Annotated in this window: 15 protein-coding genes; 12 read left to right on the forward strand and 3 right to left on the reverse strand. The window is 71.6% G+C overall.

The window, feature by feature from the left end:
• Positions 1-121 precede the first annotated feature (121 nt).
• From ruvX to F8566_RS43180, 3 genes are read left to right on the forward strand one after another with little or no spacing between them, the layout of a single operon-like run.
• Positions 122-580 (forward strand): Holliday junction resolvase RuvX, encoded by a 459-nt coding sequence (gene ruvX / locus F8566_RS43170; protein WP_151569060.1) that lies wholly within the window; start codon positions 122-124, stop codon positions 578-580.
• On the forward strand, positions 577-1824 hold the full coding sequence (gene mltG, locus F8566_RS43175) for an endolytic transglycosylase MltG (RefSeq protein ID WP_151569062.1): 1248 nt from the start codon (positions 577-579) through the stop codon (positions 1822-1824). The genes ruvX and mltG overlap by 4 nt, the downstream gene beginning before the upstream one ends.
• A gap of 13 nt (positions 1825-1837) precedes the next feature.
• Positions 1838-2674: a shikimate dehydrogenase gene (locus F8566_RS43180; RefSeq protein WP_151569064.1), complete on the forward strand. Its 837-nt coding sequence runs from the start codon at positions 1838-1840 to the stop codon at positions 2672-2674.
• Between the two features lie 32 nt (positions 2675-2706).
• Here F8566_RS43180 and F8566_RS43185 read toward each other — a convergent pair whose 3' ends face one another.
• On the reverse strand, positions 2707-4083 hold the full coding sequence (locus F8566_RS43185; protein WP_192810156.1) for a prenyltransferase/squalene oxidase repeat-containing protein: 1377 nt from the start codon (positions 4081-4083) through the stop codon (positions 2707-2709).
• 177 nt (positions 4084-4260) lie between these two features.
• Here F8566_RS43185 and F8566_RS43190 point away from each other — a divergent pair, with 177 nt between their 5' ends.
• Positions 4261-4938 carry an HIT family protein gene (locus tag F8566_RS43190; protein WP_151569068.1) on the forward strand — a complete coding sequence of 226 codons (678 nt, stop codon included), beginning with the start codon at positions 4261-4263 and terminating at the stop codon, positions 4936-4938.
• On the opposite strand, the gene F8566_RS43195 is transcribed toward F8566_RS43190, so the two are convergent.
• A complete protein-coding gene (locus tag F8566_RS43195; protein WP_151569070.1) occupies positions 4905-5888 on the reverse strand; it encodes a carbohydrate kinase family protein in 984 nt (327 codons plus the stop codon). The genes F8566_RS43190 and F8566_RS43195 overlap by 34 nt on opposite strands.
• Before the next feature lie 7 nt (positions 5889-5895).
• Complete coding sequence (locus F8566_RS43200) at positions 5896-6417, reverse strand: NUDIX domain-containing protein (protein WP_151569072.1); 522 nt, start codon at positions 6415-6417, stop codon at positions 5896-5898.
• Positions 6418-6926: 509 nt separating this feature from the next.
• Between F8566_RS43200 and infC the strand changes: the two genes are divergently transcribed.
• From infC to pheT, 8 genes are all read left to right on the forward strand, one after another.
• Positions 6927-7496 carry a translation initiation factor IF-3 gene (infC, locus tag F8566_RS43205; RefSeq protein ID WP_225994052.1) on the forward strand — a complete coding sequence of 190 codons (570 nt, stop codon included), beginning with the start codon at positions 6927-6929 and terminating at the stop codon, positions 7494-7496.
• Between the two features lie 187 nt (positions 7497-7683).
• On the forward strand, positions 7684-7878 hold the full coding sequence (rpmI, locus tag F8566_RS43210) for a 50S ribosomal protein L35 (RefSeq protein WP_151569076.1): 195 nt from the start codon (positions 7684-7686) through the stop codon (positions 7876-7878).
• A 72-nt stretch (positions 7879-7950) separates the two neighbouring features.
• On the forward strand, positions 7951-8328 hold the full coding sequence (gene rplT, locus F8566_RS43215) for a 50S ribosomal protein L20 (RefSeq protein WP_151569078.1): 378 nt from the start codon (positions 7951-7953) through the stop codon (positions 8326-8328).
• A 34-nt stretch (positions 8329-8362) separates the two neighbouring features.
• Positions 8363-9181 (forward strand): TrmH family RNA methyltransferase, encoded by an 819-nt coding sequence (locus tag F8566_RS43220; protein ID WP_151569080.1) that lies wholly within the window; start codon positions 8363-8365, stop codon positions 9179-9181.
• Between the two features lie 277 nt (positions 9182-9458).
• A complete protein-coding gene (locus F8566_RS43225; protein ID WP_151569082.1) occupies positions 9459-9962 on the forward strand; it encodes an STAS domain-containing protein in 504 nt (167 codons plus the stop codon).
• 169 nt (positions 9963-10131) lie between these two features.
• Positions 10132-11190 (forward strand): sensor histidine kinase, encoded by a 1059-nt coding sequence (locus tag F8566_RS43230; RefSeq protein ID WP_151569155.1) that lies wholly within the window; start codon positions 10132-10134, stop codon positions 11188-11190.
• A gap of 92 nt (positions 11191-11282) precedes the next feature.
• Complete coding sequence (gene pheS / locus F8566_RS43235; RefSeq protein ID WP_151569084.1) at positions 11283-12392, forward strand: phenylalanine--tRNA ligase subunit alpha; 1110 nt, start codon at positions 11283-11285, stop codon at positions 12390-12392.
• A complete protein-coding gene (pheT, locus tag F8566_RS43240; protein ID WP_151569086.1) occupies positions 12392-14875 on the forward strand; it encodes a phenylalanine--tRNA ligase subunit beta in 2484 nt (827 codons plus the stop codon). The genes pheS and pheT overlap by 1 nt, the downstream gene beginning before the upstream one ends.
• Positions 14876-14917 lie beyond the last annotated feature (42 nt).

Here is a 14917-nt window from a genome sequence, read left to right on the forward strand (position 1 = left end):
GGGGAGTGTGGGGGGTCGTCCCCCCACATGGAGGGCGCGTGAACGACCCTGGGCACATGAGACATGCTTCGGGCGCGGCGGCGTCTGGAAGGCGCCTGAAGCCGCTGAGCGGAGCGAAGCCATGAGACAGGGAGTGCGGTTGGCCGTCGATGTGGGGACGGTCCGCATCGGCGTCGCCCGCTGTGATCCCAACGGGATCCTCGCGTCTCCCCTGGAGACCGTGAAGCGCGGCAAGGGCGACCTCGACCGGCTGGCGGAACTCGTGGCCGAGCATGAGGCGATCGAGGTCGTCGTCGGGTTGCCGACCTCGTTGTCGGGCCGGGAGGGTCCGGCGGCCGAGGCGGCGCGGGAGTTCGCGGGCAGGCTGGCCGGACGGCTGGCCCCGGAGGTGGTCCGGTTGTACGACGAAAGGCTCACCACCGTCACCGCCGAGAGCGGCTTGCGGGCCGGGGGAGTCCATGGTCAGGCGCGTCGCAAGGTCGTCGATCAGGCCGCCGCGGCGGTGCTGCTTCAGGCGGCCCTTGACGGGGAAAGGTTGACTGGACGTCCCCCAGGCGAGATCGTCCGGGGAAGCTCATGAACGAATTGGATCTCTTCTCAGACCCGCACGGCTCCGATCCGTACGGCCAGGGCCACGATCCGCAGGGCCAGGGCCACGATCCGTACGCTCAGGGCCACGATCCGTACGCCCAGGGCCATCTGACGGACGAGCGGCTCAGCCGGGGCGCCCAGCGGCAGAAGCGCAAGAAGCAGAAGCGCCGCAAGCAGAGCGGGCGCGCGGCGGTGTTCTTCTCGCTCGCCTTCATCGTGGCGCTGGTGGGCACCGGTGGCGTCGTCGGCTACGCCTGGCTGGACAAGCGCATCCATCCGCCGGACTTCGACGGCGCGGGTGCGGGGAGTGTCACGGTCCAGATCAAAGAGGGCGACAGTGGCTCGGCGATCGGCACGACGCTCCAGTCGAAGAACGTCGTCAAGAGCGTGCGGGCGTTCGTGAAGGTGTACGGCAACGAGCCCAAGGCCAGCAAGATCCAGCCGGGCTTCTACCAGATGCGCCTCCAGATGTCGTCGAAGGCCGCGATGGCGCTGCTGCTCGACCCCAAGTCGCGCTCCGGCAACCAGTTCACCGTGCGCGAGGGCATCCGGACCCTGGAGCTGTTCCAGGAGCTGCAGAAGCGGACCGGCATCCAGGCGGCCAAGTTCCAGGCCGTGGCAGCCAACACCAAGGGCCTCGGCCTGCCGTCGTACTCCGGCGGCAAGCTGGAGGGCTATCTCTATCCGGGCCGCTACGACATCAACCCGAACGCCTCGGCGCGGCAGATCATCAAGCAGATGGTCGATCGCTTCAACAAGGCCGCGGCCGACATGGACCTGGAGGCCAAGGCCCGGAAGGCGAAGATGACCCCGGCCAAGGTGATCACGATGGCCAGCCTGATCCAGGCTGAGGGCGGCAAGACGGAGGACTTCCCGAAGATCGCCAACGTGATCTACAACCGGATCAAGATCGGCAGGCCGCTGCAGTTCGACAGCACGGTCCTCTACGTCCTCAACAAGCGCACTCTGAACGTCCGCGAGGGGGACATCAACAGGACGAGATCGTCGCCGTACAACACCTACTACAACAAGGGGCTCACGCCCGGCCCGATCTCCAATCCCGGCAGGGAGGCGATCGAGGCCGTCATGAACCCCACGCAGGGCAAGAAGTGGCTCTTCTTCATCGCGACCGACCCCACCAACCAGATCACCGAGTTCGCCGAGACCGAAGAGCAGTTCCGCGTCCTGGAGGCCAAGTTCCGGGCATGGCAGAAGGCGAACCCCGGCAACTGATGGCACGCGACTGATGGCGCCGATGGGGCACAGGGCCGCGGTGCTGGGCTCGCCGATCACGCATTCGCTGTCGCCGGTCCTGCACCGGGCGGCGTACGCGGCGATGGGGCTGGACGGCTGGACGTACGACGCGTTCGAGTGCGACGAGGCGGAGCTGGCGGGATTCCTCGCCGGTCTCGACCGCGACTGGGCCGGCCTGTCGCTGACCATGCCGCTCAAGCGGACCGCGCTGGGCCTGGTCGACACGGTGTCGGACCTGGCGGTGGCGGTCGGCGGCGCCAACACGATCGTCCTGCGCGAAGGCCGGCGGCATGGCGACAACACCGATGTGTACGGCATCGTCACCGCGCTGACAGAGGCAGGGCTCGGGGCGCCCGGCTCGGCGGTGGTGCTGGGCGGCGGCGCGACCGCTGCCTCGACCCTGGCCGCGCTTTCGCAGCTGGGCCTCAAGGAGGCCGTCCTGGCGGTCCGTGACCCGGCACGGGCGGGCGAGGCGGCCGAGGTCGGCGAACGGTTCGGGCTGGACGTGCGGGTCGTGACGCTGGACGGCGTCCCCGGCGCGCTGCCCGCCGATCTCGTGGTGTCCACCCTGCCGGGACGCGCCGCCGACGCGTTCGCCGAGCCGGTGGCCGCCTCCGGCTCGGCGCTGTTCGACGTCGTGTACGCGCCCTGGCCGACGGCGCTCGCCGCCGCGGTCGAACGGTCGGGCGGGATCGCCGTCGGCGGCTTCCCGATGTTGCTGCACCAGGCCGTACGGCAGGTGGCGATGATGACCGGCCGCGACGACGTCCCGGTCGAGGCGATGCGCGCCGCCGGCGAAGCCGAGCTCGCACGCCGCGCCACGCTGTGAGGGCCTGACCGCGAGCGCTGAGCCGCGAGCGCCTAGCGTGCGTTCGGAGGCGGTGGCGGGGGCCTCTTCCGCCGCATGGCCTCCTGGATGACCGACAGCATGATCGGCAGGCTGACGCTGAGCCAGAAGTCCCGCCACTGCCATGTGTCGGTGATGACGCCGACGAGGCTGGCAAGGCACACGCCGAGGAGCAGGAGCGTCGTCCAGTGCCGCTTTACCTGGGCCGCGAGGTCGATCCGGTGGCGCCGGGGGAGCAAGGCGGGGAGCGGGCTGGCCCTGGCGTGCGCACGCTGGATGACCATGGCGTCGGGCAGCCAGTGCAGGATGTCGCCGGGCTGGGCCAGCGGGAGGCGGCTGAGGTCGGTGAGCGCCTCCATGCGCCATGTGAGCATCCACAACGAGGACCGGCCGGTGCCGGGGTAACCGGCCAAGGGCGGGTCGGCGGCGCCGCCGTCGGCGAGGGTGCGGAACGCGCGGCTGACCAGGCCGCCGGGCACGCCGCGCGGATCGCGCAGCAGCGCCGACAGGGCGATCGGCAGACCGTGGTGCCAGAGGGCGAGCCGCCAGACCGGTTTGGAGCCGGGGCCGCTCGGGGAGACGTTGTAGGTCTCGATCCAGATGTGCTCGTCTCCGGCGTCGAAGTTGCCGCGGAGCCAGTCGTACGCGGCGAGGAGGCGGTCGTCGCGATACCCGGGACGCGCCTCGGCGAGGGTGAGGAGCACGAACGCGGTGTGCGTCACCGTGGGCTGGGCGTTCGGAGTCGGGCCCCAGGCGGGCCGGTGTGCGGTCCGGTCGGCGGTGAGCCACTCGATGCCGCGCTCGATGGCGGGATCGTACGGGTTGAGCTGGGTCAGCGCGCGCAGGGCCAGGCAGGTCAGCCAGATCCGGGAGGGGCTGTTGCGCAGCGACCCCCAGCCGCCGTCGGGATTCTGGTTGCGCACCAGCCACCGGTAGGCCCGCCCGATGTCGGGGGCGTCAGGCCGCAGATCGCAGCGTGCGCGGGCCAGGAAGCGGGCGATCCACGCCGTGGCCTCCACGACCGGCATGCCGAGGCTGGTCTTGGTGGACCAGCCGCCGTCCTTGAGCGGATCGCTGGAGGAGATCTGCCGGGAGGTGAGGTAGGCGAGGCATTCGTCGAAGTGCTCGAAGGAACGTCCGGCCTCGACGAAGGCCAGCAGCCCGAGCGCGGTCGCGGTCGTGCCCGGTTCCGGCCGGGTCAGCTCGTGGTACCAGCCGCCCCCCACGCCGGGGAGGGGATTGGTGGTGTAGGAGTCCCGGAGGACGTCCAGGCACTCGTTCAGACGGGCGCCGAGCACGGCTGTGTCGATGACGGGGGGCCCGGTCGCCCGGGGCGCCGGTTCCGGGGTTGCTGCTTCTGCTGCGATGGGGGTGATGGGAAGGTTCGTCACTGTTGCCCGCTCTCTAGGGCTTATGTTCCCGTTCCGCCATGAATCTGCACCCCTCCTGCTGGATGGCTCTATCCACTTGGCACACCACATATGTCATGCGCTGGGCACCCTGTGTAGCGACGGCCCACCTGAAATCAACCGGAACGGGTGTGGCGGGCCGTGCCCCTGGAGGATGTGATGCGCACGGACGCGATGCACGACTGCGTGCTGTGTCCGCCACTGCGTTTCCGCTTCAACGCGATGGTGGACCTTCCCGGTGAGGCCGCGGTGCTCGCGGCCGACGACGACTTCTTTCTGATGCCCGACCTCGCCCCGATCGTGGAGGGGCACCTCCTGCTGGTGACGACGGAGCATCACCAGTGCGCGGGTGCGTTCGGGCGGGCCATGTGGGCGCGCGCCCAGGTATGGCGCGACCGCGTCGTGCGGACCTACCGCGAGGTGTACGGCCTGGACGACCTCCTGCTCTTCGAGCACGGGCCGGGTACGGCGCAGGGCGGCGGCGCGTGCATCGACCACGCGCACTGGCATCTTCTGCCGTCGGGCTCAGGCGTGCGCGCGTTGGTCGAGGAACGCGGTCTGCCTGGAGAGCCCGCGTCGTACGAGGCGGTGCGGCGGTTCTTCCACAGCCGTCACTCGTACCTGCTGGTGGAGGAACAGGGAACCGCCACCGTCCACCCGGGTGACGGTGTGCCGAGCCAGTTCCTGCGCTGGGCCGCGACGGTCGCGCACGACGCCACCCTGACCGGCGGTCCCTGGCGGTGGCAGGAGAGCTTCGGGCTGCCCGGCAGCCGGGCGCGGTTCTTCCGCACGATCGAGGCGCTTCAGCCGAGCGAGCGCGCCGACAACCACCAGTAGAGCTCGCAGGACGCGAGCCGGTCGCCGAATCCCGCGCGTTCCACCCCCTCGCCGTAGCCGGACGCGTATTCGAGCTGGAGCCCTCCGCCGCCCTCGCCACGCCGGTAGGCCAGGACGTTCTCCAGGTTGGTCTCGCCGAAGCGCAGCAGCCACAGAGGCCGCCCGCCGACCGAGCGGTCCAGCAGCGGCGGCAGCTCACGGGCCTCAGCGGACGTGACGGGCGGGGGCGCCTCCAGCAACCGCGCCACGGTCGCGGCCTCGGTGACGACGACGTCGGTGAGGGCGAGCAGCGGCAGCACCTCGCACCTCGGCACCCGGCCGTCGATGTCATGCGGGACGAGGTCGAAGGCGACCAGTGTGCCGCTCTCGTTGGCGATGCGGGCGGCGGCGCACATGGCGGCCCGCGAGATCGGCGACAGCAGCGCGTACCCGTCGAGAAAGACCACGTCCGCCGCCCGGATCTCGGCGGCGGCGCGCCGGACGTCGGCCTCCGACAGCCGCCGGCTCGGCGCGTTCCGAGCCGCGATGAGCAGCCGTACGCCCGGTCCTGCCGGAGCGTCGTCGCGCACCATCACCGCCACCCCGTTGGGCATGCCGGAGTCGACGCGGCAGAGGTCGCGGACGCCGATCCTGCTCAGCTCGCGCCGGATCGACCCGGTGTGGTCGTCGTCGCCGATCCTGGTGAACAGCCCGACGTTCCGGAAGTAGGCGGTGGCGCTCCGCGCCATGTTGACGGCCGTCCCCGCGACCACCGCGCTCGCGTCCGCGTAGGCCAGCCGGTCCGCGGTGAGGTCGGTGAAGCGCATGCCGCGCAGCTCGGCGCGGACCTCCAGCCGCACGTCGCCGATGACGAGCAGGTCGAAGCGCCGGCCGGCCACGCCGTCGAGGCCCGGCCACACCACCGGCGGGCGGGCGGTGGCCTCTCCCGCGTCGACCCCGGCGGTCTCCATGCCGGGGTCAGCGGTGTTCCGGGTAGAGCCGGAGGAAGGCCCGGACGACGGGGCGCAGGCTCGGGATCAGCTCGTAGCCGCCGAGCTCGGGGAGCGGCACCCAGGCAGGTTCGTCCAGATGATCGTCGGCTGTCTGGTGCTCGACGCTGGCCTGCGTGGTGACCGGCCGGCAGAGCCGCGCCGTCGCCACCACCCGGACCTGGCCCGGACGGCCGCGCGGCCCCGGGCGCGCGTCGGCCATGAACCACTGCCAGAGATGGAACGGCGGACCAGGATCGATCTTGAGACCGACCTCCTCCCACACCTCGCGCCTGATGTGGTCGTCGAGATCGATGTCGTCGGCCACCTCCAGCCGCCCGCCGGGGACCTCCCACCTGCCCGGATGGTGCGGGTCCGTGGCGGACTTGCGCACCAGGAGGAGGCGGCGGTCGCCGTCGAGGATGAAGGCCTTCTGGGCGAACTCGAGCCGGATCGGCGGGGCCGTGCGCGGCGCGGCGGTGGGAGCGGCGCCGGACCTGAAAGCGCGCATCGCGGGATCTTTCCGTTCAACCGGCCTCGGCGGCCGGTCGTCCCCTCACGTTAGCAAGCCGCCGCCGTTCCACACCGGCCCCGCCTCCGGCACATGCCCGTCACCTCCCATGGGAATTCAGGGGGCCTGTGGTGTCGTTGAAACCGGTGGCGTGCCCCACGCCCCTTCCGCCGTCCCGGCCTGACGGCGGATGTCTCAGTAGTGCCCACCAGGTGGTAGTCTTGGTGGCTGACCGGCCTCGTTGGGTGTCCAGACGGATACCGGGCGGGGCGCTCAAGCGGAGGCCACCTCCCACCTGACCGGCTGCAGGCCGGTGGGTCTCGGTCCGGCAGGCTGGCGCCTCGGCGCCCGTTCTGCCGTCGCCCTCGGCGGCCAGTGGCCCCGAGGCGACCGAAGGTGGCCCCGTGTGCGAGTCGTACGGGGCTTTTCTTCATGGAGAGCCTGGGGTACGACCGGTCCTAGAACTTGAGTGACGGCCCCAAGGAGGTCCCATCAGCGCCGAACCGCGTATCAACGACCGCATTCGCGTGCCCGAGGTCCGGCTCGTCGGCCCGAACGGCGAACAGGTGGGCATCGTGCCCATCGCCAAGGCCCTTGAAATCGCGCGCGAGTCGGATCTCGACCTGGTCGAGGTGGCGCCGACCGCGCGCCCGCCCGTCGCCCGGCTCATGGACTACGGCAAGTTCAAGTACGAGTCGGCGATGAAGGCGCGCGAGGCGCGGAAGAACCAGGCGCACACGGTCATCAAGGAGATCAAGCTCCGGCCGAAGATCGACCCGCACGACTACGAGACCAAGAAGGGTCACGTGGTGCGGTTCCTCAAGGCAGGGGACAAGGTCAAGGTCACGATCATGTTCCGTGGTCGCGAGCAGTCGCGCCCGGAGCTGGGCTTCCGGCTGCTCCAGCGGCTCGCCGACGACGTCGAGGAGCTCGGCTTCGTGGAGTCGCGGCCCAAACAGGACGGCCGCAATATGATCATGGTGATCGGTCCGCACAAGAAGAAGGCGGAGGCCAAGGCCGAGGCCAAGGCCGAGCGCGCGGCCCGCGAGGCGTCCGCAGGCTCGGACGAGACCGCCTGACCGGCCCGGCGAGGGCCGCCGGCCCGGCCGCGAGGCCGAGCCGCATGTGATCCTGCCTTGGCAGGGTCATGACGCACGTACATTGAGCCTGACCAGGCGCGTCGCCATGTGACCCGTGGGGTGCGCCCGATCAGGCACGCCTGCCTGCCTTCGCAGGGGGCCCGAGTAGAGGGAGACGACGGCGACCATGCCGAAGACCAAGACCCACAGTGGTGCCAAGAAGCGCTTCAAGCTGACCGGCTCCGGCAAGGTGATCCGCCGCCGCGCCAACAAGAACCACCTGCTCGAGCACAAGCCCACCAAGCGGACCCGCCGCCTGAGCGGCAACGTCGTGGTGAGCCCCGCCGACGCCAAGAACATGAAGAAGCTGCTGCGCAAGTAAGCAGCCGACGACCAGCTATCCGTACGACCGGCCGAGGCCAGAAGCCCCGGCCCCCACGAAGGAGTTCATCACGTGGCACGCGTGAAGCGGGCGGTCAACGCCGCCAAGAAGCGTCGGGTCGTCCTGGAGCGGTCGAGCGGCTACCGCGGCCAGCGGTCGCGCCTTTACCGCAAGGCCAAGGAGCAGCAGCTCCACTCCATGACGTACGCGTTCCGGGACCGCAAGGACCGCAAGGGGCAGTTCCGCCGCCTGTGGATCCAGCGCATCAACGCCGCGGCCCGCGCCAACGGCATGACCTACAACCGGTTCATCCAGGGTCTCAAGGCCGCCGAGGTCGAGGTCGACCGGCGCATGCTGGCCGAGCTGGCCGTCAACGACGCCGAGTCCTTCGCCGCCCTGGTGAAGGTCGCCAAGGCCGCGCTGCCCGCCGAGGGCAGCGAGGCCGCCTGAGCCCGGCATCGGGCCGGCAGGCGAACGAGCGACGATGGCGGGCCGCGACGAGCTGACCTCACTGCGTTCACCACGGGTGAAGGCCGCTCGGCGGCTCGCCAAACGCGCTTTCCGGCGCCGTGAGCGCCGGTTCCTCGCCGAGGGGCCGCAGGCGGTGCGCGAGGCGCTGGAGATCCCCGGGGGTCTCGCGGAGCTGTTCACCACCGCCGAGGCCGAGTCCCGCCACCCGGAGCTGGTGACCGCGGCCGAGCAGGCCGGCGTGCCGGTGCTCCGGGTCAGCGGCGAGGTCATGGCCGAGCTCGCGCAGACCGTCACCCCGCAGGGGCTGCTGGCGGTCTGCGAGTTCATCGACGTTCCGCTGAGCACCGCGCTGGAGTCCCGGCCGAGGCTGGTGACGGTGCTCGCCCACGTCCGCGACCCGGGCAACGCCGGCACCGTCCTGCGGACCGCCGACGCCGCGGGATCCGAGAGCGTCATCTTCACCGACGCCTCCGTCGACCCGTACAACGGCAAGTGCGTGCGGGCGTCCGCGGGCAGTCTCTTCCATCTTCCCGTCGTGGTCGGGCCGCGCTTCGAGACGCTGATCGCCGACCTCAAGCAGGCGGGTCTCACCGTGCTGGCGGCCGACGGCGCGGGCAAGCGCACACTGGACGAGGCCATCGACGACGGACTCCTCGCCGAGCCGACGGCCTGGGTGTTCGGCAACGAGGCCTGGGGCCTGCCGGATGAGATCCTGCGGCACGTGGACGACGTCGTGCGGGTGCCCATCTACGGCCGGGCGGAGAGCCTCAACCTGGCCACGGCCGCCGCCGTGTGCCTCTACGCGTCGGCACGGGCTCAGCGCACCTCCTGAGCCCCTCCGGACGCCCGGAACGGCCCGTGGGTTCTCAGGCCGGCTGGCCGCTTGCGGTCGTTTCCGGCGCTCATTCCCGGGCGCTGACCTGGGAGGATGAGACCCTGATGAGGGTTCGGCTGCATTTTGTTCCATCCCGTTCGTTCCAGAGGATGAGCGGCGGTCCAACCCGATGGGGGATTCACTCGTCCCACCGGATGCCTAGCGTGATGAGCAGGGCGTGATGAGGTTGTCGTACATGGACGGCACAGTGGGGCGGCAGAGTGGGGGCGATGAGATGAACGAGAACAGGAAGCCTGGCGGCCGGTCGAGCGGCCGGCGCGGCCCGCTGCTGCGGTGCCGCGGCACGGAGACGGAGCCCGCCGTGGGGTCCGGGAACGCCGCGGGCTCCGGGAGCGCGGAGGAGCCGCTGCCGGGTCTGCGGGTCACAGTCGTGCAGGCGAACGACGACCTGGCGGTCCTGGCGGTCTCGGGGGAGATCGACCTGCACACCGCCGACACCCTGCGGACGGCGTTGCGCGAGCTCGACACGGCCGGGCACCACCAGCTGGTCGTGGACTTCTCCGGGGTGTCGTTCTGCGACGCCACCGGTCTCGGGGCGCTCGTGTCGGCGCACAACCGCGCCGGCGAGCACGGCGGAGCGCTGCGGCTGGCCGGGGTGCGTCCCGCGCAGCGCCGCCTCCTGCAGATCTCCGGGCTGCACCGGGTCCTCGCCTCGTACGGGAACGTCGCCGACGCGGTCGCCCAGGTGCGCCCGGTCGCCACAAAAGCCTTTCCCTAGGGAGTTTTCCGGGTCCCGTAAGGTGGCCGGGTCCGGATAGAGTCTCTTCCTGACAGGCCGCGTTCCGACCGGTGTTGTGGAGGCCGTTGTGGGCGGAGAGGACTCCCCGCACGTGCCTCAACGCGTGCCGTCCGACCGGGACGACCCGGTCGGCGGCTCCTCATCGCCGATGGAGGCCACAGCCGGCGCCTGGGCCGACGACCTCGCCGACGGCCTGCTCGTCGCCGGTCGCGACGGGCTGGTCACGATCTTCAACGCTGCCGCCGTGCGGATGACCGGGATCGCGGCGGCGGCCGCCATCGGCCGTGACTTCCGCGACGTGCTCCCGCTGCACGACGCCGAGGGCCGCGACTGGTGGAAGTGCCTGGCCCCCTACGAGGGGCTCGCCACGCGCACCCGCCATCCCGAGCGCTCGCTCTACCTCCCCGACGACACCGAGCTGCTGGTCACCGCCGGCTACCGGCGCGACCGCGACGGCGCTGTGGAACGCTTCACGATCTCGCTCCGCGACGCCGCCCACCGCGCCCGGCAGGAGCGCGACCGCGCCGACCTGGTCTCGACCGTGGCCCACGAGCTGCGGTCCCCCCTCACCAGCGTCAAGGGCTTCACCGCCACGCTGCTGGCCAAGTGGCACCGCTTCAACGACGATCAGAAGCGCGTCATGCTCGAGACCGTCAACGCCGACGCCGACCGGGTGACCCGGTTGATCACCGAGCTGCTGGACGTCTCCCGCATCGAGGCCGGCCGCCTGGAGATGCACCGGCAGGTGGTCGACCTGGCCGACGAGGTGCGCAAGGTCATCGCGGGCAGGGTCGCCGCCGGGGACCCCGAGGAACGGTTCCGCTTCGACGCCCGGGGCGAGCTGCCGGACATGTGGCTGGACCCCGACAAGATCGACCAGATCCTCGGTAACCTGGTGGAGAACGCCGTGCGTCACGGCGCCGGGACCGTCACGATCGTGGTGGAGCCGGACGCACACAAGGAGGGGGCGGCCGTGTCGGTGCGCGACGAGGGTGAGGGCATCCCGCCCGACGCCGCCGAGCGCGTCTTCCGGCAGTTCTGGCGCGGCCCCGGCGGCAACCGCCGCGGCGGCACCGGACTCGGCCTCTATATCGTCAAGGGCCTGGTCGAGGCCCATGGCGGCGCGATCGCCGTACGCCGCGCCCCGGGCGGCGGCGCCGAGTTCCGATTTACGTTGCCCGCAGGGGCACCGGACCACGCGTCCTGATCGTCGCCGCTCCTCGCGGGCTTCCCAAGCCGCACACCGCCGCGCACTAGACTGCGGGGCGATCCATGCCGAGCCGGAGTTGTCTCACCACCATGTCTGCACCCAACAAGTCCTACGACCCAGTCGAGGTGTCCGCGTTGCAGCCCGAAGCGCTCGACCGGGCCCGTGACGAGGCGCTGGCGGCCATCGCCGGCGCCGGCGACCTCGACGCCCTGAAGGAAGTCCGCCTGGCGCACGCCGGCGACCGGTCCCCGCTGGCCCTGGCCAACCGGGAGATCGGCGCGCTGCCGCCGCAGGCCCGGGCCGAGGCGGGCAAGCGCATCGGCGCCGCCCGCGGCGCGGTCGCCCAGGCGGTCAAGGCCCGCCAGGCCGAGCTGGAGGAGGAGCGCGACCAGCGCGTGCTCGTCGAGGAGACCGTCGACGTCACGCTGCCCTGGGACCGCGCCCCCCGCGGCGCCCGGCACCCGCTGACCACCGTCCAGGACCGGATGGCCGACGTCTTCGTCTCCATGGGCTTCGAGGTCGCCGAGGGCCCCGAGGTCGAGGCCGGCTGGTTCAACTTCGACGCGCTCAACTTCAAGCCCGACCACCCGGCGCGTTCCATGCAGGACACCTTCTTCGTCGACTCCGAAGAGTCGGACCTGGTGCTGCGCACGCACACCTCGCCGGTGCAGATCCGCGCGCTGCTGTCGCGTGAGCTGCCGGTGTACGTGGTGGTGCCGGGCCGCACGTTCCGCACCGACGAGCTGGACGCCACGCACAGCCCGGTCTTCCACCAGCTCGAAGGCCTGGTGGTGGACGAGGGCATCACGATGGCCGACCTGCGCGGCGGGATCGACGCGTTCGTCAACGGCATGTTCGGTGAGGGACTGGAGGTGCGGATGCGTCCTTCGTACTTCCCGTTCACCGAGCCGTCGGCCGAGGTCGACATGCAGTGCTTCGTATGCCGTGGCGCCTCGGTCGAGCCGGGCGCCGACCCGTGCCGCACCTGCGGCTCCGAGGGCTGGATCGAGATCGGCGGCTGCGGCATGGTCAACCCGCGTGTGCTGGTCGCCTGCGGCATCGACCCCGATCGTTACAGCGGCTGGGCGTTCGGGCTGGGTGTGGAGCGCACGCTGATGTTCCGGCACGGCGTCGAGGACATGCACGACATGGTGGAGGGCGACGTCCGCTTCACCCTTCCGTTCGGGATGGAGATCTGATGCGCGCCCCGCTTTCGTGGCTGCGGGAGTACGTGGCGCTCCCCGCCGAGGTCACCGGCCGCGCGCTGGCGGCCAAGCTGATCGATGCCGGGCTGGAGGTCGAGACCGTCGAGCAGGCCGGCGCCGACCTCGTTGGGCCCCTGGTGATCGGCCAGGTGCTGGCGATCGAGGAGCTCACCGAGTTCAAGAAGCCGATCCGCTACTGCCAGGTCGACGTCGGCATCGACAACGGAGCCAACGGCACGACCAGGAACATCGTCTGCGGCGCCACCAACTTCGCGGTCGGCGACCGCGTCGTCGTCATCCTGCCCGGGGGCGAGCTGCCCGGCGGCTTCAAGATCGGTGCCCGGAAGACCTACGGCAAGGTGTCCGAGGGCATGATCTGCTCGGTGCGCGAGCTGGGCATCGGTGACGACCACGCCGGCATCCTCGTCCTCCCGCCCGGGGACGAGCCGGTCGGCACCGACGTGATCGAGCTGTTCGGCCTGCGCGACGACGTGCTCGACATCGCCGTCACGCCGGACCGCGGCTACGCGCTGTCGATCCGCGGCATCGCCCGTGAGGCGGCCGTCGCCTACGGCGTGCCGTTCTCGGACCCTGCCGATATCGAACTGCCGACCGAAACGGCCGGGGCCTACCCGGCGAGCATCGCCGACCCGAGCGCGTGCGACCGGTTCGTGCTGCGCGAGGTGCGCGGCTTCGACCCGGACGCGCAGACCCCGATGTGGATGCGGGTGCGCCTGTTCCGCGCCGGGATGCGGCCGGTGTCGCTCGCGGTGGACGTCACCAACTACCTGATGCTGGAGCTCGGCCAGCCGCTGCACGCGTTCGACCGCGGCAAGCTCACCGGCCCGATCGTGGTGCGCCGCGCCGAGGCGGGCGAGACCCTGGAGACGCTCGACCACGTCAAGCGCACGCTCGACCCCGAGGACATCCTGATCACCGACGCGTCGGGCCCGATCTCGATGGCGGGCACGATGGGCGGCCTCAACACCGAGATCGACGAGAAGTCGGCCGACATGGTGATCGAGGCGGCGCACTTCGACGACATCGGCACCGCGCGGATGGTGCGCCGCCACAAGCTGCACAGCGAGGCGTCCTACCGGTTCGAGCGCGGCGTCGACCGTGAGCTGCCGCTGTACGCCTCGTACCGCGCGGCGCGGATGCTCGCCGACCTGGGCGGCGCCGAGGTCGTGCCCGGCGTGACGCACGCCCAGGCTCCGGTCGAGCGCGTCACGGTCACCATGGCGGCCGGTCACCCGGACCGCGTCGCGGGTGTCACGTACGGCCGCGACACCGTCGTGCGCCGCCTGGAGCAGGTCGGCTGCGCCGTCGAGGGCGACGACCCGCTGCTCGTCACCCCGCCGACGTGGCGGCCCGACCTGACCGACCCTAACGACCTCGCCGAAGAGGTCATCCGCCTGGAGGGCTACGAGAACATCCCGGCCCGCGCGCCGCGTCCGGCCGCCGGGCGCGGCCTGACGCCGCAGCAGCGGCTGCGCCGCCGCGTCGGCCGGGCGCTGGCGGGCTCCGGCTACGCCGAGGTCCTCAACTTCCCGTTCGTCGCGGCGAAGGACTGGGACTCCCTCCAGCTCCCGGCCGATGACGCGCGGCGCGTGGCGCTGCGGCTGGCCAACCCGCTGTCGGAGGACGAGCCGCTGCTGCGCACCACGCTGCTGCCCGGCATGTTCAAGGCCCTGGCGCGCAACGTGGGCCGCGGCTTCGGAGACGTCGGACTGTTCGAGCTCGGCCTGGTCTTCCGGCCCCGCCCGGAGGCCCCGGCACGTGCGCCCCGGCTGGCGGTCGACCGCGGACCCACGCCCGAGGAGATCGCCTCGGTCGACGCCGCGCTGCCCGACCAGCCGCTGCGCGTGGCCGCCGTGCTGGCGGGCGAGCGCGAGCCGTCCGGCTGGTGGGGCAAGGGCCGTCCCGCCACCTGGGCCGACGCCATCGAGGCCGCACGCACGGTGGCGCGCGAAGCGGGGGTCGAGCTCACGGTCAAGGCCGACCAGCACGCGCCCTGGCACCCGGGCCGCTGCGCCGCGCTCTACCTGGGCGAGACCCTGGTCGGGCATGCCGGTGAGCTGCACCCGCGAGTGATCAAGGCGTACGGGCTGCCGCCGCGCACCTGCGCGATGGAGCTGGAGCTGCGCAGGCTCGGCGACCCGGTCAGCCCGACCGCGCCGCACGTGTCGCCCTACCCGGTCGCCACCCAGGACGTCGCCCTGATCGTCGACGGTGCCGTGCCCGCCGCCGACGTCGAGGCGGCGCTGCGCGCCGGCGCGGGTGACCTCCTCGAATCGATCCGGCTGTTCGACATCTACACCGGCGAGCAGGTGGGCGAGGGTCGCAAGTCCCTCGCCTACACCCTGCGGTTCCGCGCACCCGACCGCACGCTGACGGCGGAGGACGCCTCCGCCGCCCGCGACGCGGCCGTGGCGGCCGCCGCCGAGCGCACCGGAGCCGTCCTTCGAGGCGCGTGATTCACCGCTGCGTCGCTCCGGCCCGCCTCCGGGCCGGCCGGA

The organism is Actinomadura rudentiformis, assembly GCF_008923185.1.
Classification (GTDB): domain Bacteria; phylum Actinomycetota; class Actinomycetes; order Streptosporangiales; family Streptosporangiaceae; genus Spirillospora; species Spirillospora rudentiformis.